The organism is Aliiglaciecola sp. M165, assembly GCF_007197995.1.
In the GTDB taxonomy this organism is placed as follows: Bacteria; Pseudomonadota; Gammaproteobacteria; order Enterobacterales; family Alteromonadaceae; genus Aliiglaciecola.
On record NZ_VKKH01000004.1, the window covers coordinates 602004 to 625029 of the forward strand.

General features: G+C 42.6%; 19 protein-coding genes. 7 read left to right on the top strand and 12 right to left on the bottom strand.

The genetic code is table 11. The annotated features are described in order from the left end of the window. Nucleotides 1-45: 45 nt before the first annotated feature. A complete protein-coding gene (locus FM019_RS09985) occupies nt 46-426 on the top strand; it encodes a DUF2750 domain-containing protein (RefSeq protein ID WP_143835756.1) in 381 nt (126 codons plus the stop codon). 20 nt (nt 427-446) lie between these two features. On the opposite strand, the gene FM019_RS09990 is transcribed toward FM019_RS09985, so the two are convergent. The 6 genes from FM019_RS09990 to FM019_RS10015 form a co-directional block, all read right to left on the bottom strand. Beyond that, complete coding sequence (locus FM019_RS09990) at nt 447-1025, bottom strand: glutathione S-transferase family protein (protein ID WP_143835757.1); 579 nt, start codon at nt 1023-1025, stop codon at nt 447-449. A 66-nt stretch (nt 1026-1091) separates the two neighbouring features. Beyond that, nucleotides 1092-2498, bottom strand: a complete 1407-nt coding sequence (locus FM019_RS09995; protein ID WP_143835758.1) for a hypothetical protein — start codon at nt 2496-2498, stop codon at nt 1092-1094. Between the two features lie 25 nt (nt 2499-2523). Then, nucleotides 2524-5646, bottom strand: coding sequence for an efflux RND transporter permease subunit (locus FM019_RS10000; protein WP_143835759.1), 3123 nt, complete (start codon nt 5644-5646; stop codon nt 2524-2526). A gap of 4 nt (nt 5647-5650) precedes the next feature. Next, the gene (locus FM019_RS10005) at nt 5651-6757 is read right to left on the bottom strand and encodes an efflux RND transporter periplasmic adaptor subunit (protein WP_143835760.1); all 1107 of its coding nucleotides are present in this window, start codon (nt 6755-6757) and stop codon (nt 5651-5653) included. A 253-nt stretch (nt 6758-7010) separates the two neighbouring features. After that, complete coding sequence (gene erpA, locus FM019_RS10010) at nt 7011-7355, bottom strand: iron-sulfur cluster insertion protein ErpA (protein ID WP_143835761.1); 345 nt, start codon at nt 7353-7355, stop codon at nt 7011-7013. A 72-nt stretch (nt 7356-7427) separates the two neighbouring features. Then, a complete protein-coding gene (locus FM019_RS10015) occupies nt 7428-8183 on the bottom strand; it encodes a DUF6776 family protein (protein ID WP_260681593.1) in 756 nt (251 codons plus the stop codon). 91 nt (nt 8184-8274) lie between these two features. Between FM019_RS10015 and FM019_RS10020 the strand changes: the two genes are divergently transcribed. From FM019_RS10020 to folE, 5 genes are all read left to right on the top strand, one after another. Next, the gene (locus tag FM019_RS10020) at nt 8275-9951 is read left to right on the top strand and encodes a chloride channel protein (RefSeq protein ID WP_143835762.1); all 1677 of its coding nucleotides are present in this window, start codon (nt 8275-8277) and stop codon (nt 9949-9951) included. Between the two features lie 21 nt (nt 9952-9972). Then, nucleotides 9973-10401, top strand: a complete 429-nt coding sequence (locus FM019_RS10025; RefSeq protein WP_143835763.1) for a CopD family protein — start codon at nt 9973-9975, stop codon at nt 10399-10401. Nucleotides 10402-10528: 127 nt separating this feature from the next. Next, nucleotides 10529-10711 carry a hypothetical protein gene (locus FM019_RS10030; RefSeq protein WP_143835764.1) on the top strand — a complete coding sequence of 61 codons (183 nt, stop codon included), beginning with the start codon at nt 10529-10531 and terminating at the stop codon, nt 10709-10711. A 172-nt stretch (nt 10712-10883) separates the two neighbouring features. Continuing rightward, nucleotides 10884-12908: a prolyl oligopeptidase family serine peptidase gene (locus tag FM019_RS10035; protein WP_143835765.1), complete on the top strand. Its 2025-nt coding sequence runs from the start codon at nt 10884-10886 to the stop codon at nt 12906-12908. A 103-nt stretch (nt 12909-13011) separates the two neighbouring features. Further along, nucleotides 13012-13566: a GTP cyclohydrolase I FolE gene (gene folE / locus FM019_RS10040; protein WP_221934369.1), complete on the top strand. Its 555-nt coding sequence runs from the start codon at nt 13012-13014 to the stop codon at nt 13564-13566. Between the two features lie 489 nt (nt 13567-14055). Here folE and FM019_RS10045 read toward each other — a convergent pair whose 3' ends face one another. The 6 genes from FM019_RS10045 to glnA all read right to left on the bottom strand — a co-directional run bounded on the left by FM019_RS10045 (nt 14056) and on the right by glnA (nt 20782). Next, the gene (locus tag FM019_RS10045; protein ID WP_143835767.1) at nt 14056-14424 is read right to left on the bottom strand and encodes a GFA family protein; all 369 of its coding nucleotides are present in this window, start codon (nt 14422-14424) and stop codon (nt 14056-14058) included. Nucleotides 14425-15247: 823 nt separating this feature from the next. After that, on the bottom strand, nt 15248-16093 hold the full coding sequence (locus tag FM019_RS10050) for an EamA family transporter (RefSeq protein WP_185969246.1): 846 nt from the start codon (nt 16091-16093) through the stop codon (nt 15248-15250). 109 nt (nt 16094-16202) lie between these two features. Then, nucleotides 16203-17609 carry a nitrogen regulation protein NR(I) gene (gene glnG / locus FM019_RS10055; protein ID WP_143835769.1) on the bottom strand — a complete coding sequence of 469 codons (1407 nt, stop codon included), beginning with the start codon at nt 17607-17609 and terminating at the stop codon, nt 16203-16205. Further along, a complete protein-coding gene (gene glnL / locus FM019_RS10060) occupies nt 17606-18676 on the bottom strand; it encodes a nitrogen regulation protein NR(II) (RefSeq protein ID WP_143835770.1) in 1071 nt (356 codons plus the stop codon). The genes glnG and glnL overlap by 4 nt, the downstream gene beginning before the upstream one ends. 99 nt (nt 18677-18775) lie before the next feature. Beyond that, on the bottom strand, nt 18776-19294 hold the full coding sequence (locus FM019_RS10065) for a DUF4124 domain-containing protein (RefSeq protein WP_143835771.1): 519 nt from the start codon (nt 19292-19294) through the stop codon (nt 18776-18778). A gap of 78 nt (nt 19295-19372) precedes the next feature. Beyond that, nucleotides 19373-20782, bottom strand: coding sequence for a glutamate--ammonia ligase (gene glnA, locus FM019_RS10070; protein WP_143835772.1), 1410 nt, complete (start codon nt 20780-20782; stop codon nt 19373-19375). 406 nt (nt 20783-21188) lie between these two features. Here glnA and typA point away from each other — a divergent pair, with 406 nt between their 5' ends. Next, nucleotides 21189-23012: a translational GTPase TypA gene (typA, locus tag FM019_RS10075; RefSeq protein WP_143835773.1), complete on the top strand. Its 1824-nt coding sequence runs from the start codon at nt 21189-21191 to the stop codon at nt 23010-23012. The last annotated feature ends 14 nt before the right edge of the window (nt 23013-23026 follow it).

Genomic DNA, 23026 nt, shown 5'->3' on the forward strand with positions numbered 1-23026 from the left:
AATTCGATACCAACATTTCCTATTCTTCTTTAAAAGGATCTCATCATGTCTGCTCAATTTAACGACATCATTCAAATGCCTGCTGAAAAACGTCACGCTTACTTATTGACGCAAGTATCTCTTCACAAAAAATTGTGGATCCTCACTGATGAACATGGCGCAGTGATGTTAAATAGCGATGATGAAGACTGCGTACCTGTATGGCCGGGCGAGGAGTTTGCAAAATATTGGGCAACGGGTGACTGGGCAGATTGCAACCCACAAGCTATTTCTCTCGAAGATTGGTTAGCTCGTTGGACGAGTGGTCTGGAAGGTGACGGCGTATGTGTCGCTGTTTTTCCAAATCCTGAGGAAGAGGGTGTCGTGGTTTTTCCCGATGTTTTTGATTCAGAGCTGCGCGAGAAATCTAAAACCAAATTAAATTAACGTATCCAAAGTTGGGGCGTTCAGGCTTTTCTTGGGTCGGTTGCAGTCGCTTCAATACGTTGACTGTTGTTATCGCGAAATGCACGCAGGTCGGCCATATTATTGAGATCATGTAGCGTTCTAAACTCGATCCAATCAATTAAACTGAACAGGCAAATAGATGGATAATTCCAATCTTCGAACGTGCCCTGGCTAACCAGATCATTCAAATGAGAGAGCGTTGACTCAACGCGCTCACGCTGCAACTTAAAATACATTTTGTCTTCACTTGTATCAATTTCAGAGCGCCCTAACAGCAACATCTGAACCAGTGAATCTGTGGCTGCATCAATTAACGTGAGCTGATTTTCTTGCTCCCAACTTGGCACTGGGTAGTCGAACTTTTCAGTGAGATAGCGGTAAATCACTCTTGAATCGAAGATCACATTGGCATCATCTTCTATCATCGGTATTTTCAACGTTGGATTGCGTTCAGCCAGGGTCACTCTGTCTTTTCCAGCAAATATTTCTAAATTAATAAATTCGTGTTCAACATTGGCCATCCACATTCGAAGCCTACGAACAAAAGGAGAAGTTGTAGAACCGTAAAGTTTAATCATGTTATCAACTTATATTTCACGTCAATGTTAATCTACATCAAATTTAGCACAAGAAATCTTCAGCCATTAGGGTTGCACCCCAAAATTTGCGCTTAAAAACTCTTTTTCGTTGGGAAACAACGACTTCAATTTACCTGATTCCAGCATTGCTCTCATATTTTTTTCGAAATGATACTTTAACCCACGGCCTCTGGGGCTATTTTGAAATACAACAAACAATGGAGACCCTTTAAGGACTTCTTTTTTGACGAACCTGGCGATTTCAGATTCAAACAAGTCCAATTCATAATCTAGGAATATGTCTACTCTACCGTTATCAACTAAGCGAATACAGTCGTCTATTTTTGGTACTTCATGAATTTCGACGGTGTCTGGCAAAGCAACTTTAAATTCGTAACCCAGGATAAAACACGCTGTTCCCGGTGAGCTTCCCGAGAGCACTGATTGCAATATTTCTTCACTTTTGGCAAAGGCCGTGACAGGAATTTCATAATCAATATGAATGTCGGAAAGTATGCCATTTTCTCCGCGTTCGAAGGCGTATGCGCCAATCAAAATATCAGCTTCACCGTCGTAAAAAGACTGCTTTGCCCGTTTCCAGTTCGTCACCTTTGTGACCACGTCGCTAGCAACTTTAGCTAAGGCGGAGTCCAATATTTTGAAGTAGGTGCCATCCTTAGAATCCGTATATTGATACCATTGTGCTGTTGCTCCATTGACGACACCGTAATCTACGATTTCCTTATTGTAAAAAAGATCAGACAAACCATAAATCTTTTGCAAACCCTGCAACTCACCGCTTTTTTCCATTTGCTGCAAGGTGGCATGTAGTTCTGGCACCAAATGTTCATGCTTTTTATGGATATAATGATAATCTGGCAATGAAACTAGCGTGGTTTTTATCCACTCTTGCCCCATTGTATAAAACTCTGGTGGAACGTTGGTACTGCTCATGACCGCGCCTTCAACTCGTCCCTCCATAAGCATTTCAAACGCTTGTTTTGGTCGCGTTGTATAGATGACATCAATGGGATTCTCTTGCGCTAATCTAAATGTCTCAAAGGCCCGAAAACCTCTTGTCGTTGCAACACGAGAAATCGTATTAATGTTGCAGGCCCCACATTTTCGGCGATCAGCGATCATCACCAAATCAAAATGTAAGATAGGAAAAGGTATTTTGACTAAATTGGGGTAATCTTTTTCAACGTCCCCCACACGGGCTCGCAATCCATCAAGACGTCCTGAATTTGCTTCGATGAAACTGCGTGCAAGTGGCACATTTTCATATGCAATTTGATATCCCAATTTAGCATAAATTTTCTGCAAAATGGCCTGCACGTAGAGCGCTTCTGCACTGGTACTAGGTCCTTCAAGCAAAATTGTGTTGGTCGCCTTACGCTCACTAGATTGAGCATAAAAGGTGATGACTGACGCCACAACTATAAAAAGTAACTGGCATTTTTTAACAATCATATTTAAAGACCCTGGCGACTTTGCCCTAATACTCTGTTTGTACGCGCATTCGACGTGCAGCAAAGTATAGGTCAATACGGTCTTTTAGTGCGAGTAAACATGGTGTCAATACTAAAGTTAACAATGTGGCAAAGGCTAAACCGCCTGCTACCGCTGTAGCCAATTGTGACCACCATTGTGTAGAAGGACCACCAACATCAACATAGCGGCCAATAAAGTCTATGTTCACTTCCATTACCATGGGTAACAAGCCTAAAATTGTCGTTACCGTTGTCAATAGCACAGGGCGTAGACGCTGGGCGCCAGTGCGCAAAATCGCGTCTGTTGCGTTTAAGCCTTCTTTTCGCAAAATGTTGTAAGTATCAATTAATACAATATTGTTGTTTACCACTATCCCTGCCAAGGCAATAACGCCTACTCCTGACATGATCGTGCCAAAGGGCTTTTGGAAAATAAGCAAGCCAAGGAATACACCAACAATTGAAAACAATACGGCACTTAGGATCAAAAACGCTTGGTAGAAGCTATTAAATTGGGTAACCAAAATTATCGCCATAACAAAAAGTGCCACAAAAAAGGCGTTTAACAAGAATTCTTGGGATTCCTGTTGCTGTTCGTTTTGTCCTTTTACTGTCAATTCCACCCGAGGGTCAATATTGAGAGAAGGCAGTTGCTCCATCATTTCAGGTAATGCCAGGCTAAGAAGCTCTCCGGGAACCATGTTTGCTTCAACGGTTAAAACACGTTTGCTATCAATGTGCCTGATTAAGTCAGTTTTCGGTTGAGCAATTCTTTCAACAAAATTACCAATGGGTACCATTCCTGAAGGTGTTTTGAGCCGCAATTCATCCAATTTACCAATGTATCGATCGGACTCGGGGAAGCGCACTCGAATATCCAATTCATCATCCACGTCATCTGGACGATATTCACCTATTTTCAAGCCATTGGTAACAAATTGAACGGTGCTTCCAACCAATGCAGCATCAGCACCAAAACGCGCTGCATCACTACGATTGACTTTTAGTTGCCACTCAATACCCGGTTTAGGCGCCGTATCGCCTACGGAAGTAAACTTCGGATTATCATCCAACGCTTTACGCAATTTCAACGCGGCATCATTAAGCAGCTCCGGATAACGAGAAGAAATTTGTATTTGCAGATCTTTTCCTGACTGGGGACTATTTTGATCTGGTGTGATTTCAATATCCAAGCCCGGCATATTTTCTAGCCGTTGTTGCACCTCCTTGAGCACATCATCTGAATGTGGCCGCAAGTGCCAATCAACCAAATTAAGCCGTAAATAACCGATTTCATCTCGCCCACCTGAGCGCGCATAAAGGGTTTGAATTTCTTCCATATCAATGAGCTTTTCTTCGACTTCTTGAATAATTCCGTCTTTTTCAAGGATCGAAAAATCACCGGTTGAACGCACGTTAATATTGATGCCTGTGCTATCTACGTGAGGAAAAAACTCTACACCTAATCCAGAAGCGCTATACCCTGTAAAAGTGATAATGGCGACCAGTATCGCCACGCCCAAACTCTTTAGAGGGTGACCGATGGCTAGTGAAAGGAAACGAATGTATTTACCGGTAAATCCACTCAAACTATGAATATCACCCGTTTCGGCCTGTAACAATTGTTCGCGCACTTCCGGTTTGATAAAACGAGGTTTGCCAAATGCTCCACCCAAAGTCGGTACAAAGATTAGTGCCATAAGCAAAGATGCGGATAACACAGCTATCAAGGTAAAGGGCAAAAACTTCATAAACTCGCCCATCATACCTGGCCAGAACATCAGCGGTGCAAATGCCGCCAATGTTGTTGCTGTTGAGGCTATAATCGGCCAAGCCATTCTATGCGCAGCCGCGCGATAAGCACTTTTTTTATCCTGTCCTTCACTCATACATCGGTCGGCGTATTCGGTCACAACAATGGCACCGTCCACCAGCATACCTACTGCCATAATCAGTGAAAACAGTACGACCATATTTAAGGTATAGCCAAACAGCGAAATCAATAAAATACCCGTCAAAAAAGACCCCGGTATCGACACGCCCACTAAAATTGCAGTGCGAACCCCCAAGATGGCAACAATGACAATGGCAACTAACACGATGGCGCTGGATACATTGTTCTGTAAGTCTGAAAGCATCATGTTGACATCAACGGACTGATCACCGGTGTAGGTGACGATTACACTGTTAGGCCATAAGGCTGAATTCTTGGCTGCTTCAACAACTTCTTTGGTCTTTTCAACGGTTAATAACAGATTTTCACCGGGGCGTTTTTTCACCTCAAGGGAAACCGAAGGATTCGTATTTAATCTCGCATAGCTGTTTGGATCTTTATAAGAGCGTCTAACTTGTGCAACATCCTGAAAAGTTATTACTCGGTCACCTTCAACTTTGATCGGTTGTTCCATCACATCTTTGACGTTCTCAAACACAGACGGAACCTTGACAGCAAAGCTTCCATTTCCGGTATCCATCGTGCCCGCAGGAACCAAACGATTGTTTCGAGACAACAGGTTAAAAATATCATTCTGATCTAGTCCGTAGGATTCCATCAATAGCGGATCGACAATGATTTCGACAATATCTTCTCGGTCGCCACCAATATCGACTTCCAGTACTTCTGACAAACCTTCAAGCGCGTTTTTAAGCTCTCGAGCCGTCATTACCAGTGCTCTTTCAGATACCGGCCCAGACAGAACAACCGTTACAACTGCTTGCTGCCCTGCCATGGTGATTTCATGTATCGTAGGCTCTTCGGTTTCCTCGGGTAGCTTCGCCCGAGCAACAGTGACCTTATCACGAACATCTGCCAACGCATTTTTAGAATCGAATCCAGCGATAAACTCCATGGTGATACTTGCCGAGCCCTCTGCGGCTGTGGCTTTCATTTCCTTGATACCTTCGATGGAGCGAAGTTCTCGTTCCATTGGTTTCACTAACATTCTCTCGGCATCTTCTGGAGCGATGCCGTCATGGACAATAGACACATAAATGAAGGGAATAGGAATGTCCGGATTAGATTCTTTTGGGATGTTGTAGTAGGTCACCGCCCCAGAAATGAGCAAGAGTACAAAAATCATCAACACCGTTCGGGTGTGATCAATGGAAGCGGAGATAATATTTCTCATAGCATTAATCGTTTACGTTGGCGGTATTAGAGGAAGAGTCACTATCGGTGATCGCTTGCACTTTATCGCCATGGCGAACAAATCCGTGACCGCGGGTGATCACTTGGGCTTGCTGTCCAAGACCGGAAAGCCAAACCCCCTCGCTATCACTTTTAACGATATCGATAGGTGTAAATTTAACGATATTGTCATCCACAATTTTTACACCTAGGTTCCCTTGCTCATCCAATGCCATGACCGCTGGGGTTATTTTAATTGCCCAATCTTGTTTGAGCGGAATTGTCAGCTCAGTACTCATACCAGCCAGCAAAGTGCCATTGGGGTTAGCAACTTGCACCTCCAAGTTAAATGTATTTGTTCCTTCATTCGACACACTGGAGATATATCGGATTTGGCCTTCGGTCATTTGCCCCGTGGTCAGACGCCCATAGGCCCGTTGTCCCAAAGTAAGATATTGGATCCAGTTCTCGGTGACATCGGCAGTGATTATCATCGGGTCCAAATCAACAACGGTGGCGATCGTGTCACCCTCTCTTAGCAAATCACCGATTTCAACGTGACGTCGGTTAAGTACTCCATCAAACGGCGCAGTGATGATTGTGTTGTTTAATGTCAGCTCAAGGCGTTCTATTTCAGCTTTCGCTAGTTCCACATTAGCACTTGCCTGCGCTAGCGCTGATTGTGATTGGAAACCTTTTTTACCGAGAGATTGTGCCCCTTCAAGCTCAATTTCACGCTGTTTAAGTATCGATTTAGCTGATCGTATTTGGGCCATCAAATCGTTGCTATCAAGCGAGAGTATTTTTTGACCTTGCTTAACAAGTTGTCCTTCCTGCACAAAAATATCAGTAACCTGACCTTTGACCTCGGAGCGCAACGTTGCAAAACGATCGGGCTCTGTTCTGCCGTATAAACTTATTTCTCGGTTAACTTGTTCAGCATAAAGTGTTTCGACTTTGACTTTTGTTAATTCTACTTTTTGCGATGCACGTTGGGGCTGGGCATCCTGTGCAGTTAGATGACCTGAAGCAACCCAAAAGCTGAGCGCGATAAAAATAAAAAGCGCTATCCAAACAGGTTGTTGCCGGATTTTGGTCATAAAACTAGACATGTATTTTCCTTTAGTCGATTCCAGCTAAATAGGTAACCTTGATTAACTGTTAATTTTCACCGTTTTTATTCGGGATAGTTTATCACTCATTAAGTGTTGATCTAAATGTACTATGTTTTTAGTGTTAACATCCAATACAAATATCATTCAAATGTGACGATTTATTTCAGATGAGGATATTTTGAAATATAAATAAAAAAGCCGACACAATTGTCGGCTTCTTACAGCATTGTTTAGATTTAGAGACAGTCGTCTAGATACTAAATGATGATCCACAACCGCAAGTCGTTGTTGCATTGGGGTTATTCACTAGAAAACGAGAACCTTCTAAACCTTCTACGTAATCGACAACACCACCAACAAGGTATTGCAAACTCATTGGATCAACGACGAGAGTAACTTCGTTCTTGTCGATCGTCATATCGCCTTCGTTAACCTTTTCATCAAAGGTAAAGCCATACTGGAAACCTGAACAACCACCGCCGGTTACGTATACACGCAACTTAAGATCGGGATTTTCTTCTTCTTCAATTAATGCGCGAACCTTTACAGACGCCGCGTCTGAAAACTCAATGGGTACTGCCATTTCAACAGACATATCTCACCTCATAAAACCAATTGGGGTATTCACCCATAGGCCAATTATCTAATACCTGAGTAATCTAATCAACTATTCTATTATTGGTATTTGTTCTATCTGCCAATCAAAAGTTCTTTCCAGATCGCCTCTTTTGCGGCGAAATTGAAAGACTTCAGCTTTCACCTGGATTTTTTCAGGAGCAAACCCCTCTGGTAATATAAATTCACCGTTGATAACTTGAAAGTACTTAAAACTAAATGTAAGTGGATCAGATTCAGCCTCAACTAAGGAGGGCAAAGCATAACGTTTAGGTTTGCCCTGCTCACTGCCGATTAACGTCACTTCAATTGTACCTTTCACGACATTTTTAATTTTGTCTTGCTGCATCAACACAAGTTCATATCGAAAGCCTCGTTCACTGACTGAAGGCGCGATATCAAACGCCTCAATGACAAACCCTTCTTGTTTCAGCTCGGGGGCCATTACACGCTGATAAAACGAAATCTCTTGTTGTAACTGGGTTTCACGTTGTAAGCCTTCAGAAATAGAGTTTTGCAAATTTAATGCTGCAAGCCTCTGTACTTCCAGCTCTACACCCAAAACATTCAGCCGCTGGGTTAATCGCTGGTTTTCCGCATCCAAGTTAGACATTGTATGCTGCAGCATTTCAATTTCATTTTGCTGTTTAGCATAGTGTTGATTGCCGTATTTAAAGGCGGAATAGGAAGCGATTGCCAAAATCAGTATTAGCAAGCTATAAAATTTAAAAGCGCTCCAGGTTTTGCGAATATCGTCAGGTAACAATGTCAATTTTCCACTAATAATTTCGCCATGATTAACAAGCACTTGTGATAAGCTATGAAAATCGGTAAATGTATTGGCCAGGTTAATTTCGAAGCGCCATTATCACCCATTGACGGTGTAAGCCCAACAGATAATGACATTAAAATCATTTAGGCAAGAATTAGCGAATCCACGCACCTCGATCCAACTATGTTTGTTGGGTATTGTCGGGGGGATGAGCGCAGCCTCTTTGATCATTCTATTTCGTCTTTGTGTGGAATGGTTGCAACTTGCGTTTTTAGAAGAGTTAGACACTTTTTCCTCAGCTGAACCTATAGTCCGATTCGTCCTTCCTTTTGCCGCTGCGCTACTAATTATTGGTTTTGCTTTTCTAACCGGGTTTAAGCATTACCGGATGGGGATCCCCTTTGTAATCCATCGGCTCAAGCAACGATATGGCCACATTCCTTTTCGAACCACGATAAACCAATTTTTTGGTGGCATGTTGGCGTTGGCAAGTGGTTTTGTTGTTGGTCGAGAAGGCCCCTCAGTACATTTAGGTGCGGCGGGAAGCAGTTTTATTGGGCACGGTTTAAAACTACCTTACAACAGTATTCGGATTTTGGCTGGGTGTGGCATCGCTGCAGGTATATCTGCATCCTTCAACACGCCATTTGCAGCAGTAATTTTTGTTATGGAAGTCGTGCTTCGAGAGTATCGCATCCACATTTTTATTCCGGTTATGCTTGCGGCTGCATGTGGTTCTTTGATGACTCGAGCCGTATTTGGTCAGGTTCACGAGTTATCGTTTCTAGCGTTTCAGGACATCAGCCAATGGCATTATCCTTATCTTATTGTTTTTGGCATTATCCTGGGATTCATCGCTACATTATTTAATAACCAGTTGATGAACGTTATCAGGCTATTTCGACCAGTGAAAATGGTCTGGCGTATTATGATTGCCGCAGCGATAACTGCTGTAGCCGGCTTCTTTTTACCCGAGTCACTAGGCGCAGGCTTAGATGTCACCTACTCCTTTGTAAGTGGGGAAACCATCGGATTGTTATTAGCGATATTGGTGGCAAAATTTGTCTTGGCACTTGCTGCAATTGGATTGGGGATCCCTGGTGGGATCATAGGCCCGGTGTATGTCATTGGTATGTTAAGCGGCGCGGTACTGGCAATTCCATTGGGTTACTTGATTGCGGATTCCGTTGACTATAGTAATAGTTTTGCATTGTTAGGCATTGCAGGCATGTTGACCGCGGTGTTACATGCTCCACTAGCAGCATTGTCCTCGGTGATGGAGCTGGCGTATAACCCGGAAGTTATCCTTCCAGCCATGCTTGTTATCGTGCCTGCCTATGTGACTTCGACTCAGCTTTTAGGCAATCGCTCTATTTTCATTCGCCAACTTGATTACCAAAAATTGTCATATACCATCTCTCCTATTCGCGAAACGCTGCAAAAAACGGGTGTATTGGCAGTCATGGACACTGACTACAAGTTGTTTGTTGACGCCCCCGACAAATACATTCTGGATTTCCTCGAGACGGCGCCGACGCACCCAGTTGTATTGCGTTCGTCATTTGAAATTGATGTGCAGTATTCACTGGTGCAATATGAATTGAGCCTCGAACACAACAGCGCTCCGCTGGCGTTTTTTGATATGGAAGCCGTACCCGCTCAAGCAACCTTAGCGGAGGTATATGAAATACTTCAAGCCAATAGGTCTGGGGCAGTTTATGTATACGATTCCGTCCCCTCTTCAATTATTGGTGTGATCACTTGGAACACGCTGAGTTCGTATTTACACAAAGAAAAATTTTAAATAAAAGAGATACTGATCATTATGACCATTCTATGGATTAAAACTTTACACGTATTTTTCATGATCGCCTGGATGGCAGGTATTTTTTATCTACCTCGATTATTTGTTTACCATGCACAAACACAGGAAAAGGCTGTTCAAGAGCAGCTTAAAGTAATGGAACGTAGGCTTTGGTATTTTGTCACACCCTTCGCTTTGTTAACGCTCGTTTTTGGTGTGGTTCTTATATATCTTTATGGTTACGAATGGTTCGCAGCTTCCAAATGGCTGCATATAAAAATCATGTTGGTAACGTGTTTTTATATCTACCATGGTTACTTATTTGTGCTGCTCAAACGTTTTGCCCGAGACGAAAATCGCCACTCACCGCGCTTTTATCGATTCTTGAATGAAGCGCCGGTGTTATTGCTGTTTGCGATTGTTGCCCTTGCCGTACTCAAAACTTGGTAAGGTTTCTAAAAGTTATGCACAATTTTTAGCCATTTTTTTGATTATTGACTAAACTTCAAGGGACGCAAAACGATACATAGTAAACGTATCATTCTAGTTGGGTGAACATATTGAAGAGGAAGAATACATGGATGTAAATAATCAACAATTAAGCAAGCTTCTTGATAAAACTGATGTTGCATTCAAACAATTGATGCAAAACCCGGGTTCTGCAGAATTTAACGATGCGTACGAACATGCCAAGCAAGACCTTGACGTTTACCTCAGTGAATTGCGTGAGCAACTAAAGCAACGTTACAAGCAATTCTAAACTTCTATTTCACCTTAATCCGATCCATTAACCTAGACGCTTTTGCTCAGCCACCTTAATGGAGTTAATAGAAGAAGTTGAAGTTGCCAAAATAGTTTTTTACATTTCAATACACCATAATTTGTGATTTTTTCTACAATTAGTTTATCTAAGCTTGCATGTTGGAGCCGTATTGAAGAAGTTGCTTATGTTTGTAAGCCTGATGATCTTTTCATATGGGATCTTAGCGAAACAACCTCCATTGACCCTCGATGACCTGAATAACATCAGACAGGTAAAATCCGCTCAAATATCTCCCAATGGTAAACACATAGCTTTTGTGCTCGACGTGCCGGACAACAGTTTTGACGGTACTGATGTTTCACATTTAAGTGAAATATATCTGGTTAGCAGAAAAGGCGTAATCAAACCTTTGGTAACAGGTGGTGCTCCTCTTGGTCTGATTAAGTGGAGTAATGACAATAAACATATCTACTATTTATCCAAAAAAGAGAAAGATAAAACCGTTTCACTTTACAATCTGAATATTGATGAAGGTATACCAACTAAACGCTTTGCCTTTGCCACAGACATTATCGGATATGATCTGAACCACACTACCCAAGAGTTAATTTTTTGGGCTACAAAGCCGCAAGAACAACAACAAAAACGACAAAGAGAAGCAGGGTTTGATGCCATCGTTTTTGAACAGTCAACTCCTGCAAATTCGCTTTACCGAGTTGATTTAAAAAATGACAATTCTTCAGCACTCTTGGTAAATGACTCCACTCACATATTAAAAGCTCTGTGGTTAGAGAAAAGCCAAAACCTGCTGATTAAACATGCCCGAAGCGCAAATACTGACGATGTAGTCATGGGTTCAAAACTTTCTATTATGAATCTTGCGGGTGAAACAATTCAATCCCATTCACCTGAAGGAAAGATGGAACAAATTTCGCTGTCCCCTGACGAGCAGCATGTTGTTTTTATTGGCAATAATGACAACCGAGATCCGTCTGGAGGCAGGTTATGGATCCTTCCCTTGACCACCTTTAAGCCCTGGCAACTAGTCATTGACTATAGCGGGCACTTTGAACACGTTGGATGGTTACGTGATGACAAAGTTGCTTTCATTGTTCACAAGGGGATGGATACAATTCTAGGCAGTACTCTCACAAAAAAGCCTTCAACAAAATTCAAAACATTGCTAAAAAATGCCGGTACGTTGACAGCACTAGATATTGATGAACGCGGTCGAAACATCGCTTTGATTAGTCATACTGCCAAGCATCCCAAGGAGCTTTTTTGGTACACTCGCGATGCAACTGTGCGTATCACTGATTCCAATCCTTGGTTGAAAAATCGACAACTCGCTAAACAAAAAGAAATTAAATTTACGGCAACAGATGGCACTGAGATTCAAGCGTTAGTGATCCCACCGATAAATAACCTATTTGAAAAACCGCCTGGAATAATATTTGTGCATGGCGGGCCTGAAACCCATGTTAGCAATGGCTGGAATAATCGCTACTCTTCTCCCGTAAGTGCTGCTGCAGAAAAAGGCTTTTTAAGTATTATTCCTAATTATCGAGGTTCAACAGGAAGAGGGGTGGCATTTTCCAAATTGGGTCAAAATGACTATGCTGGTAAAGAATTCGACGATCTACTTGATGCCCGACAATGGATGATAGATAGCTACGATGTAGATGCCGAACGAATCGGTATCACAGGCACTTCATACGGCGGATATGCAGCAGCCTGGGCCGCTACCAAGCACCACCGTTTTTTTGCTGCAAGCGTTTCGGGAATGGGCATAGCAAACCAAATCTCAAAATATGGCGTCACAGACATTCCCACTGAAATGATACAGCTCCATAGCATTGTTTATCCATGGGATGATTGGACTCGTTATCTTAAACGTAGCCCGATTTTTCACACCAAGGAGGCGACTACCCCCTTGTTGCTATTGCATGGAGAAAAAGACAAACGTGTACCGGCAAGCCAATCTATCGAATTATTCAGGTACTTCACAATGCGTGCAAAAGCCCCAACACGATTAGTATTGTATCCTGAAGAAGGTCATGGTTTTGTTAAGGCTACGGCGAAGCTCGATTACAGTACGCGTTTAATGCGATGGATGGAGCATTTTCTCATTTACAAAGAAACGCAAATGCCGCCTTACCAATTAAATATTGATATACCTAAAGATACAGAGTAAACGGACTGGTTTTATATACTTCAGTCATAGTGTTATGATGCGATTTACAATCTAAATGATAGCCCATGACAAGAGGCTAAGCAGTTCAAGAGAAAACAGTTTAATGTCTGACAAACTAACGCACCACTATTCACAAATTCTTAGTATCCTTGGTGAGGACGTCAACCGAGAAGGTTTACTAGATACTCCAAAACGTGCTGCAAAGGCCATGAAGTTTTTAACCGATGGGTATCAGAAGGAACTAAAAGATGTCATCAACGATGCCATCTTTGAAGCTGACACCGATGAAATGGTGATAGTTCAGGACATCGAATACTATTCTTTGTGTGAACATCACGTTCTACCCTTCATTGGGCGTTGTCACATTGCCTATATACCTAACGGCAAAGTGCTTGGTTTATCAAAATTTGCTCGTATCGTAGACATGTATGCAAGACGGTTGCAAATCCAAGAAGGTCTGACCAAACAAATTGCCGATGCAGTACAAGAAGTGACAGGGGCAAAAGGCGTGGGCGTAGTTATGGAAGGTAAACACATGTGTATGATGATGCGCGGTGTGCAAAAACAGAATTCATCGATGATCACTTCTGTAATGCTTGGCTCATTTCGCAACTCTCAAGCTACCCGAACAGAATTCCTAAGACTCATCGGCAAGTAGCCCTGAGGGATTAATTAGCGACCAAGCGCGCAGTTAGATAGAGTGCCCAATATTTTAGTCTCATATATTCAGGCTTATCAGCGATAATAAGCCTTATCAATCTACAACTGAATCTGATTAAATTAGGGAACTTCAATCATCCTGGGCACTGCTTAATGTAGTCAGCAACATCGTTGATTGTTGGCGAAGGACTAACCAAACTGGCCAAATATTATTAGCTAGCAATACTAATTATATTTGAATTGGGATCTAGTTAACTAGCTCTCACTTTAATTCAATTATTCGTTAGACATTTTTCGTTTTAACGAGGTAACGCAACACTTGAGAACCCGAAATAGTTAAACAAAAGACAAATAGGCATGTAGTACTAATGGTTGATGCTTTCTGGTCGCAGGTTCAACTCTCGCCAGCTCCACCAATCAAAAATAACAAGCCGTCTTTTGATGGCTTTTTTATTGTGTATGTTACCCCTGCCTTAATAGTCTTGAATTAAACCTTTACCCATGAAAGTTTATGCTCTTCGTAAACCTGCTTTTCTGGCGGAAATTGTTCCGGATCATCTAGGCTAGAGGTCGTTACATCTACTTCATGTGCTCGACTTTCATTTATATACGTGAGAGATGTACCGCATTCATGACAAAAAGTTCGAGTTGCGTTGTTCGACGATTGATAGGTTTTGGGGTTTCCTTTTGTGATAACGAAACTTTCAACTGGAAGCGAGAACCATGCAACAGACTGCGCACCACAAGCGAGACGACAATCATTACAGTGGCATATAGTTGAACAGGAGGGGGTGGTAGTCACTTTGTAGCGAATCATACCGCACATGCATCCGCCGGTTATTTCTCCTTCTCGCATTACGATCCCCTTTGTTGATTTGGCTTGGTTTGAAATTTAGATTCCATCTAGTAGTAAGAGCATCTGAGACTCTTACCAGATTAAAGTGTAGTCTAATCTTAGATTTGAAATGGCATGCAGTATCAATTTTAAAATCTTTCTGGAAGTGGTTTCAACTCACGCCATCTCCACCAATCAATATAGAGCAGCCAATCTCGCTATTGTTTGACCGTCCACTGAAAGCTCTGCACATTGAAGAAGTAGTCAGTAATAGGTGAAACAGTAGCTCCTACGTGAATAGAAAATCTAAATTGCCAATTGGAGAAATAGAATGAAAACACTATCACATTGTGAAATTGAACAGATGAACAATTGCGTATTGCCACTAAGCGTAGTCGCTGTTATTTACTTAGCCGGCTAAGCCTCAAATACATATCCTAGGTACAGGTTTGTAAAACACATAAGTGCGGGTAATCACATGTTTGAACTAAACAACGACGAGGCTTTTTACATTAGTGGCGGATATTGAGGATATACAGTCACTGTTGACTTAAAACTCTATTATTTCCATCGAGGCATCAAAGTTTTGGTTTCTTAAATAGAGATATGGGAGTTCCAATCTCACTATAGATACATTTTAAGTGAATAACTTTCATAGGTAACCACTTCAAGTCAGCAGTTTTATTAGGTTATTAAAACTACACTGAAGTAGAGTAGATCTTCGTCAAACCGGAGTGTTAATGATTGTAAAATAATCAGAGCCACCAACATTCAGCTTAAAAGACATTATTGGACAATTCACAAATGAGCGCTGACTGCAGCGTACACTTACCCTCGATTCAAGTTAGCTCATTAGCTTTCTGCCTAACAAAAGCGTCACTATACCAATAAACACGAGTAATGCGGCAAACACTCGTTTTACACCATAACGTTCACCTAAGAACAACCAGCCTATTAGTGCTGCAAAGACAACACTGGTTTCACGTAATGCTGCGACCGTCGCAATGGGTATTATAGACATGGCCCATAACGCAACAGCAAATCCACCGGTTGCCAGAACGCCACTTAGCATGTCCCATTTTACAGTTTCAAAGCGAATATGTTGCCATTCTATCTGCCGTCGATAACGAATTGCCGAGATGATAATAAAGCTCGAACCTGACAAGGTTTCAAGCCACGCCGCGTAGATAATAAAAGTCGACGTTTGCCTTACCCCTAAACCACTTGCAAAGGTGTAACCTGCAATACACACAGCGGTAATTGCTGCGTAAATTAAGGCTCGCTTGTCAGTACCACGCAGTCTTCCAGCAAGTAAAATTATGCCTAAACTTATAATAATGACTCCGACTGACTCGTACAAACCTAAGCTGTCAGTTCCCCATAGTCCTCCAACAAGCAATATAATGACAGGTGCAACGCCACGAGAAATAGGATAAACCTGAGAAAAATCACCATGTTTGTAAGCACCAAGCAAGCTAAAAAAGTAAACAATGTGAATCGCACTAGCGATAAATAAATAAGGCCAGGCCTTAGGTGTAATTGGCGGTAAAAGGGTGATCAGAGCAATACCAAGAACAACACCGACTAAACGATTAAATGAAAGGGAGAGCAGCCTGTTTTTACTGTGTTTTAGCAGTCCATTCCATGTGGCATGCAATAGCGCAGCGAACAGAACCAGGGCAATTTCCAACAGACTTCCTTCATGATCTTTTCTCGAATGTTATAATACCATCCGCAATGATAGGGGATCTAAAAAACCTGATTTGGCCGCGAAAGTCACTTAAACTTGGCTAAATCGCCTAAAAGTCCAGCTCTTTTAATTTGCGCGTTAAGGTATTTCGCCCCCAACCAAGACGTTTTGCTGCATCCTGCTTGTGCCCGTTAGTGTACTGCAATGCTCTTTCAAGCATAATTTTTTCGAAATCATGAGTGGCTTCATCCAAAATGTTATTTCGCCCGGCATGCAATTGCTTGTCGGCCCACGCTGATAATAAAACTCGCCAATCTGAATCAGATTGACTCACCTCAGTGCTGCTCGGTTCTGCGTGAATTTCTGGCGGCAAATCATTCACCAGTACTTCTTGGCCACTTGCCATGACAGTCAACCAACGACACATATTTTCTAATTGACGAACGTTACCAGGCCAGGGCAACTGAGAGAGAATTTTAGACGCTTCTTTACTCAATGTTTTGGTTTCAACAGCGAGCTCTTTGGCAGCCGTCTGCAAAAAATGTTGCGCGAGGAGGGGGATATCTTCTCGCCTTTGTGACAAGGTAGGTATGTGTATTTTGATCACGTTTAAGCGATGATAAAGATCTTCACGAAACTTCCCATTAGCAACACGCTTTTCAAGGTTCTGGTGTGTTGCAGCAATAATGCGCACGTCGACTTTAACCGGATTATGACCTCCAACTCGATAAAACTGCCCATCAGCCAGCACCCTTAACAAGCGCGTCTGAATATCCAATGGCATATCACCAATTTCATCTAAAAACAGGGTTCCACCATTTGCTTGCTCAAAGCGCCCTTGCCTTGCCGCTTGGGCTCCGGTAAACGCCCCTTTTTCGTGACCAAACAACTCTGATTCGATTAAATCAGCGGGAATAGCGGCCATATTAAGAGCAATAAAGGTCTCGTTTTTCCGAGGGCTATGACGATGCAAAGCATGTGCGACAAGTTCTTTACCTGTGCCTGATTGGCCATTAATTAGTACGCTAATGCTTGAGCGGGATAAACGTCCAATCGCCCGAAAAACCTCCTGCATCGCAGGCGCCTCACCGATTATTTCCGTGTCTTTGATTTCGGGCTGAGACGCATTTTGCGAGGTTTTTTCTCGGGCATGAGCTAGGGCGCGCTGAACTAAACTCACTGCTTCATCAATATCAAAAGGTTTAGGCAAATATTCAAATGCACCACTTTGGTAAGCATTCACGGCACTATCCAAATCAGAATGTGCTGTCATAATGATCACTGGAATGTCTGGAAAATGAGAATGCACCTCGCTTAGTAATGCCATACCATCCATTTGAGGCATTCTAATGTCTGACACTATAACTTCCGGTTGTTGCCCAGAGTGCAATTGTCGTAGCAAATCTACTGGGTTTTCAAAACTGAAACATGGAATGTTTGCTGACTGCAACGCCTTTTGTAACACCCATCGAATAGAGCTGTCATCGTCTACTACCCATACTGGTTCAGCACTCATTCGGCAGATTCCTTCTTAATTATTGGTAAAAATATTTTAAATTCTGTATGACCTGGCCAGCTTTCAACATCTATTTTCCCTTCATGCTGATCGACCAAAGTCTGTGCGATAGATAGGCCTAAGCCCGTTCCGTTAGATTTCCCTGTGACCATCGGGTAGAACAGTGTGTCTTTTAGTTCGAGTGGTATACCCGGCCCGTTATCAATGATTTTTATTTGCGCTACCAGCGGGTGTTTCTTACCGTGGATAGTGAGCTGACGTTTAATCCGACTTTTCAGTAAAATCTGGCCTTGGTATGGCTGTTCTGCAAGGGCTTGCACACTGTTTCGGACAATATTTAATACCGCTTGTTGAAGCATGTCCTGATCGAAAAACATATCTGGAATACTTGGGTCATAGTCACGGGCAATATCAATATTTTTAATGTCGTCCAGGGAAACCAAGGTCCTGATCTTTTCAAGCACTTGATGAATATTGGCCCATTGGAAATTGGGCGGCGAGTTCGGCCCCAAAAGGCGGTCGACTAAATTTGTTAACCTGTCAGACTGCTCAACAATTACTTGAGTAAATTCTTTAAGTTCTTGGTTTGGCAATTGTTTTTCAAGTAACTGAGCAGCTCCTCTCAACCCACCTAGCGGGTTTTTAATTTCGTGCGCTAATCCGCGGATAAGCTCACGCGCTGCTTGCTGTTGCGCCCATTGTTGGCTCTCTTGGCTAATGCGTTTTTGTTGATCGATAACTTTAATTTCAAGCAACAACGCAGACTTTTTTTGATGTTCAAAACAAGTCACCGTTACATCGGCCAAAATATGGCGACCATCGAAGAAAGTTAGCAGTACCTCTCCATCAGAAAAGCCGTCATTTTTTTTGAAAACATTTTTGAGACGTGAAAAAGCCACACTAGAATGGGAAATAAACTGTGTGACAGGAAACCCCAGCAATTGGTTATCACTGCGCTCTAACACTGACTGCGCTGCAAGGTTGGCATATTTTACAGATAGCTGGTCATCAACAACCAAGACGGCCGTTGCCAGACTTTCTAACAAATAATTAGCTTGCTCTTCCAACGTCAATTATCCAACAAAACCATTTGCACTATCTTAGTGCATTACTAATCATACGTCTTTCTTTGTGAATCGTCCTGGTGCAATTGGAGCGGTTAAATCCTAATTAGGATTGATAAACACTGATGCTTGATGGACAAAGAAAACCCGTGGTTCTGATGATGCAAGTATCTTGCCTGTATGGTGGATAAACTTGATTTGAATACTATGTTCTCCACGGACAACATCTTGAAGCTGAAATGAAGGAGCAGGACTTGTCTGAACAAGCTGGCCATCAAGATACAATTCAAATTTGCCGTTACCAACAGGATCGAGTTGACCTGCTACGGTAACTTTACCAAGGTTGTTTCGAATCGTCTCTTCTTTTGCTGGCGATAGGATTGTGAGTTGATACTTAGGTAATGTTTTGTCAACACGCTTGGCAGGTAACTGTTGAGTTTTACTATCAACCAATGCCGGCATAGTAGCACTGTTAGTTTTTTCTAAATCGACTAACACCGCGCCTTTGGTAGGCTTGTCAGTATAGGTAACTGTGCCATCTTCATGGACAATTTTATACAGTTCACTGGCATTGACAACGAGGGCCAATACACAGGTAAGTGTGGTTATAATCAACTTCATTTATGAATTGTAGCTGTTTCACAGACAAAAAAAAGCCCGCAATTAAGCGGGCTAGTATTAAATTCAATAACTTTTGCGTTATACGCTGTAGTACATGTCAAATTCGACCGGGTGTGTAGTCATGTTCAAAGTCGTTACTTCGGCACGCTTAAGATCAATATAACCGTCGATCATGTCATCGGTCATCACGCCACCTGCAGTTAGGAAGTCACGATCATTATCCAAGGCATCAAGAGCTTGCTCTAAAGAACTAGCAACTTGTGGGATCTCAGCAGCTTCTTCTGCTGGTAAGTCATAAAGATCCTTGTCCATTGAATCGCCAGGATGGATTTTGTTTTTGATCCCGTCTAGGCCAGCCATTAACATAGCGGTAAAGGCTAGATAAGGGTTGGCTGTTGGGTCAGGGAAACGAACTTCAATACGACGAGCACGTTCGCTGGTTACAAATGGAATACGAATAGACGCTGAACGGTTACGTGCTGAATAAGCCAACATAACTGGCGCTTCAAATCCAGGAACCAAACGCTTATATGAGTTAGTCGAAGCATTAGCAAACGCGTTGATAGCACGAGCATGTTTGATGATACCACCGATGTAGTAAAGCGCTTCTTCTGACATGCCTGCATATTTGTCACCAGCAAAGACATTTTTACCGTTTTTGCTGATAGATTGGTGACAGTGCATACCTGAACCGTTATCGCCTACAAGTGGCTTAGGCATAAACGTAGCCGTTTGCCCATATGCGTGTGCAACATTATGAACTACGTACTTATAGATTTGAATTTCATCTGCTTTTTTAACAAGTGTGTTAAACAAACAGGCAATTTCGTTTTGTCCCGCAGTTGCCACCTCATGGTGATGCGCTTCTACAGTCAAACCCATTTCTTCCATTACCATACACATTGCTGCACGTGTATCGTGAGCAGAATCGACTGGAGGAACAGGGAAATAACCACCTTTAACACCTGGACGGTGAGCTAGGTTACCATCTTCAAAATCTGCACCTGAATTCCATTTAGCTTCTTCAGAATCGATCTTGTAGAAAGAGCCTGCCATGTCAGTGTGGAATTTCACATCATCAAACAAGAAGAATTCTGGCTCTGGGCCGAAGTAAACTTCGTCACCAATACCGGTAGACTTGAGGTATTCCTCGGCACGGCGTGCAACAGAACGTGGATCACGCTCATAACCTTGCATCGTTGAAGGCTCGAGAATATCACAACGAATATTCACTTGAGTTTCTTCAGCAAAAGGGTCTAAAACCGCTGTCTCTGGGTCAGGCATAAGCACCATGTCAGATTCGTTAATGCCTTTCCATCCTGCGATAGAAGAACCATCAAACATCTTACCTTCTTCGAAAAAGTCTTCGTCGACTTGGTGGCTAGGAATTGAAACGTGTTGTTCTTTACCTTTTGTGTCGGTAAAACGTAAGTCAATGAACTTCGCTTCGCTCTCTTTGATAAGGTCTAAGGCCTTTTCTACTGACATTGTGTCCTCCTGAAAAATAATCAAAGATTAAAAATGGTTTCATTTAGTAATGATGGCATAGGTGTAAGCGATTATCGTGCCATAAAACGACACTTGTGTATGCCCTATTCTTAAGCCAATTTACACATCAGACCTGCATTTGCTTCAACAATAAAGTTCCAAAGTGGTGCATTTTGGATCATGTTGGTGCAAACGGAATCGACGATGAATGATCTATGCATTACCTAATTATCAATGCTGAGCCTTGAATGTCGAATCCGCCTTCAAGCGAATAAAAGTGCGGCATTGCGGTGTGTTTATCTGTATAATCCGCGCAAATTGCAATTCTCGGCATATTCCAGCACATCAAACTGGCACCCACAGCGGCATTCCGAGCGTAGAAACCAAGACAGGCTTACAAACTATTATGAGAGATATCAGCAACTTAAGAAACATTGCGATAATTGCGCACGTTGACCATGGCAAAACGACCCTGGTAGACAAATTGCTGCAGCAATCAGGCACACTTGACAATCGCGGTGAAGCTGAAGAACGAGTCATGGACTCAAACGATATTGAAAAAGAACGTGGTATTACCATTCTAGCTAAAAATACCGCGATAAACTGGAACGATTACCGAATCAACATCGTTGATACTCCGGGACACGCAGACTTTGGTGGTGAAGTTGAGCGTGTAATGTCAATGGCAGACTCGGTTCTACTTTTAGTGGATGCACAAGAAGGCCCAATGCCTCAAACCCGCTTCGTTACGCAAAAAGCCTTCGCTCAGGGTCTTAAACCTATCGTAGTAATCAATAAAATCGATAAGCCAGGTGCGCGCCCTGATTGGGTTATGGATCAGGTTTTTGATTTGTTTGACAACCTTGGGGCTACCGACGAACAGTTGGACTTTGAAGTCGTTTACGCCTCTGCGCTTAACGGCTGGGCGTCACGTGATGCCGATGTACAAGCAAGCGATATGACGGATTTATTCCAAACGATTGTCGACGTTGTTGAAGCACCAAGTGCTGATCCTGAAGGTGCATTCCAAATGCAAATATCTCAGCTTGATTACAACTCTTACGTGGGTGTAATCGGCGTCGGTCGTGTAACCAGAGGAAGCGTCAAACCAAACCAACAAGTTACTGTAGTGATGGCAGACGGCACTAAACGAAACGGTAAGGTTGGCCAAGTACAAGGTTACCTTGGTCTTGATAGACACGAAGTAAGTGAAGCTCAAGCTGGCGACATTATAGCTATCACAGGTTTAGGTGAGCTAAAGATCTCCGACACAATTTGCGACCCAAATGCCGTAGAAGCCCTACCGCCACTGTCGGTTGATGAACCCACAGTGACCATGACATTCCAGGTAAATACTTCACCTTTTGCAGGTAAAGAAGGTAAGTACGTCACCTCACGTAATATTTTGGAACGTTTACACAACGAACTGGTACACAACGTAGCACTTCGTGTGGAAGAGACAGAAGATCCAGATAAATTCCGCGTTTCTGGTCGTGGTGAACTTCATCTAGGTATTCTTATTGAGAATATGCGTCGTGAGGGTTACGAGTTAGCAGTTTCACGCCCGGAAGTTATTCTGCGTGAAGTGGATGGCCAAACTCATGAACCGTTTGAAACCGTAACCATCGATGTGGAAGAAGAACATCAAGGTTCGATCATGGAACAAATTGGTCTTCGTAAGGGCGAACTGACTGATATGTCTCCAGACGGTAAAGGTCGTATCCGTATGGACTTTATTATTCCAAGTCGTGGCTTAATTGGCTTCCAAACTGACTTTATGACCTTAACCTCTGGTTCTGGTTTGATATACCATACATTTGATCATTACGGCCCGCACAAAGGCGGTAAAATAGGTCAACGTAAAAACGGTGTGTTGATCGCAAACGCTACAGGAAAGGCGCTAACTAACGCATTGTTTAACCTTCAAGAACGTGGCCGTCTGTTTATCGGACATGGTGTTGAAGTTTATGAAGGTATGGTAATTGGTATTCACAGTCGTGACAATGACCTAACCGTTAATGCACTTAAGGGTAAGCAACTTACAAACGTTCGAGCTTCAGGCACGGATGAAGCGCAGGTCCTTGTTCCACCGATTAAAATGTCATTGGAACAAGCACTAGAATTTATCGACAACGATGAACTGGTAGAAGTTACGCCAGAGAGCATTCGTGTGCGCAAAAAATTGCTAACTGAAAATGAGAGAAAACGTGCTGGTCGAGTGAAAGACTAAACACGGTTTCTTGG

What these genes read in the sequence shown, in the direction of transcription:
- FM019_RS10045 (WP_143835767.1), bottom strand. Translation starts at nt 14,424, where the DNA reads ATGCGAGAAGGAGAAATAACCGGCGGATGCATGTGCGGTATGATTCGC.
- glnG (WP_143835769.1), bottom strand. Translation starts at nt 17,609, where the DNA reads ATGAGTGCTGAACCAGTATGGGTAGTAGACGATGACAGCTCTATTCGA.
- FM019_RS10065 (WP_143835771.1), bottom strand. Translation starts at nt 19,294, where the DNA reads ATGAAGTTGATTATAACCACACTTACCTGTGTATTGGCCCTCGTTGTC.
- folE (WP_221934369.1), top strand. Translation starts at nt 13,012, where the DNA reads ATGTCTGACAAACTAACGCACCACTATTCACAAATTCTTAGTATCCTT.
- FM019_RS10000 (WP_143835759.1), bottom strand. Translation starts at nt 5,646, where the DNA reads ATGAGAAATATTATCTCCGCTTCCATTGATCACACCCGAACGGTGTTG.
- typA (WP_143835773.1), top strand. Translation starts at nt 21,189, where the DNA reads ATGAGAGATATCAGCAACTTAAGAAACATTGCGATAATTGCGCACGTT.
- glnA (WP_143835772.1), bottom strand. Translation starts at nt 20,782, where the DNA reads ATGTCAGTAGAAAAGGCCTTAGACCTTATCAAAGAGAGCGAAGCGAAG.
- FM019_RS09985 (WP_143835756.1), top strand. Translation starts at nt 46, where the DNA reads ATGTCTGCTCAATTTAACGACATCATTCAAATGCCTGCTGAAAAACGT.
- erpA (WP_143835761.1), bottom strand. Translation starts at nt 7,355, where the DNA reads ATGTCTGTTGAAATGGCAGTACCCATTGAGTTTTCAGACGCGGCGTCT.
- FM019_RS10020 (WP_143835762.1), top strand. Translation starts at nt 8,275, where the DNA reads ATGACATTAAAATCATTTAGGCAAGAATTAGCGAATCCACGCACCTCG.
- FM019_RS09990 (WP_143835757.1), bottom strand. Translation starts at nt 1,025, where the DNA reads ATGATTAAACTTTACGGTTCTACAACTTCTCCTTTTGTTCGTAGGCTT.
- FM019_RS10030 (WP_143835764.1), top strand. Translation starts at nt 10,529, where the DNA reads ATGGATGTAAATAATCAACAATTAAGCAAGCTTCTTGATAAAACTGAT.
- FM019_RS10025 (WP_143835763.1), top strand. Translation starts at nt 9,973, where the DNA reads ATGACCATTCTATGGATTAAAACTTTACACGTATTTTTCATGATCGCC.
- FM019_RS09995 (WP_143835758.1), bottom strand. Translation starts at nt 2,498, where the DNA reads ATGATTGTTAAAAAATGCCAGTTACTTTTTATAGTTGTGGCGTCAGTC.
- FM019_RS10005 (WP_143835760.1), bottom strand. Translation starts at nt 6,757, where the DNA reads ATGTCTAGTTTTATGACCAAAATCCGGCAACAACCTGTTTGGATAGCG.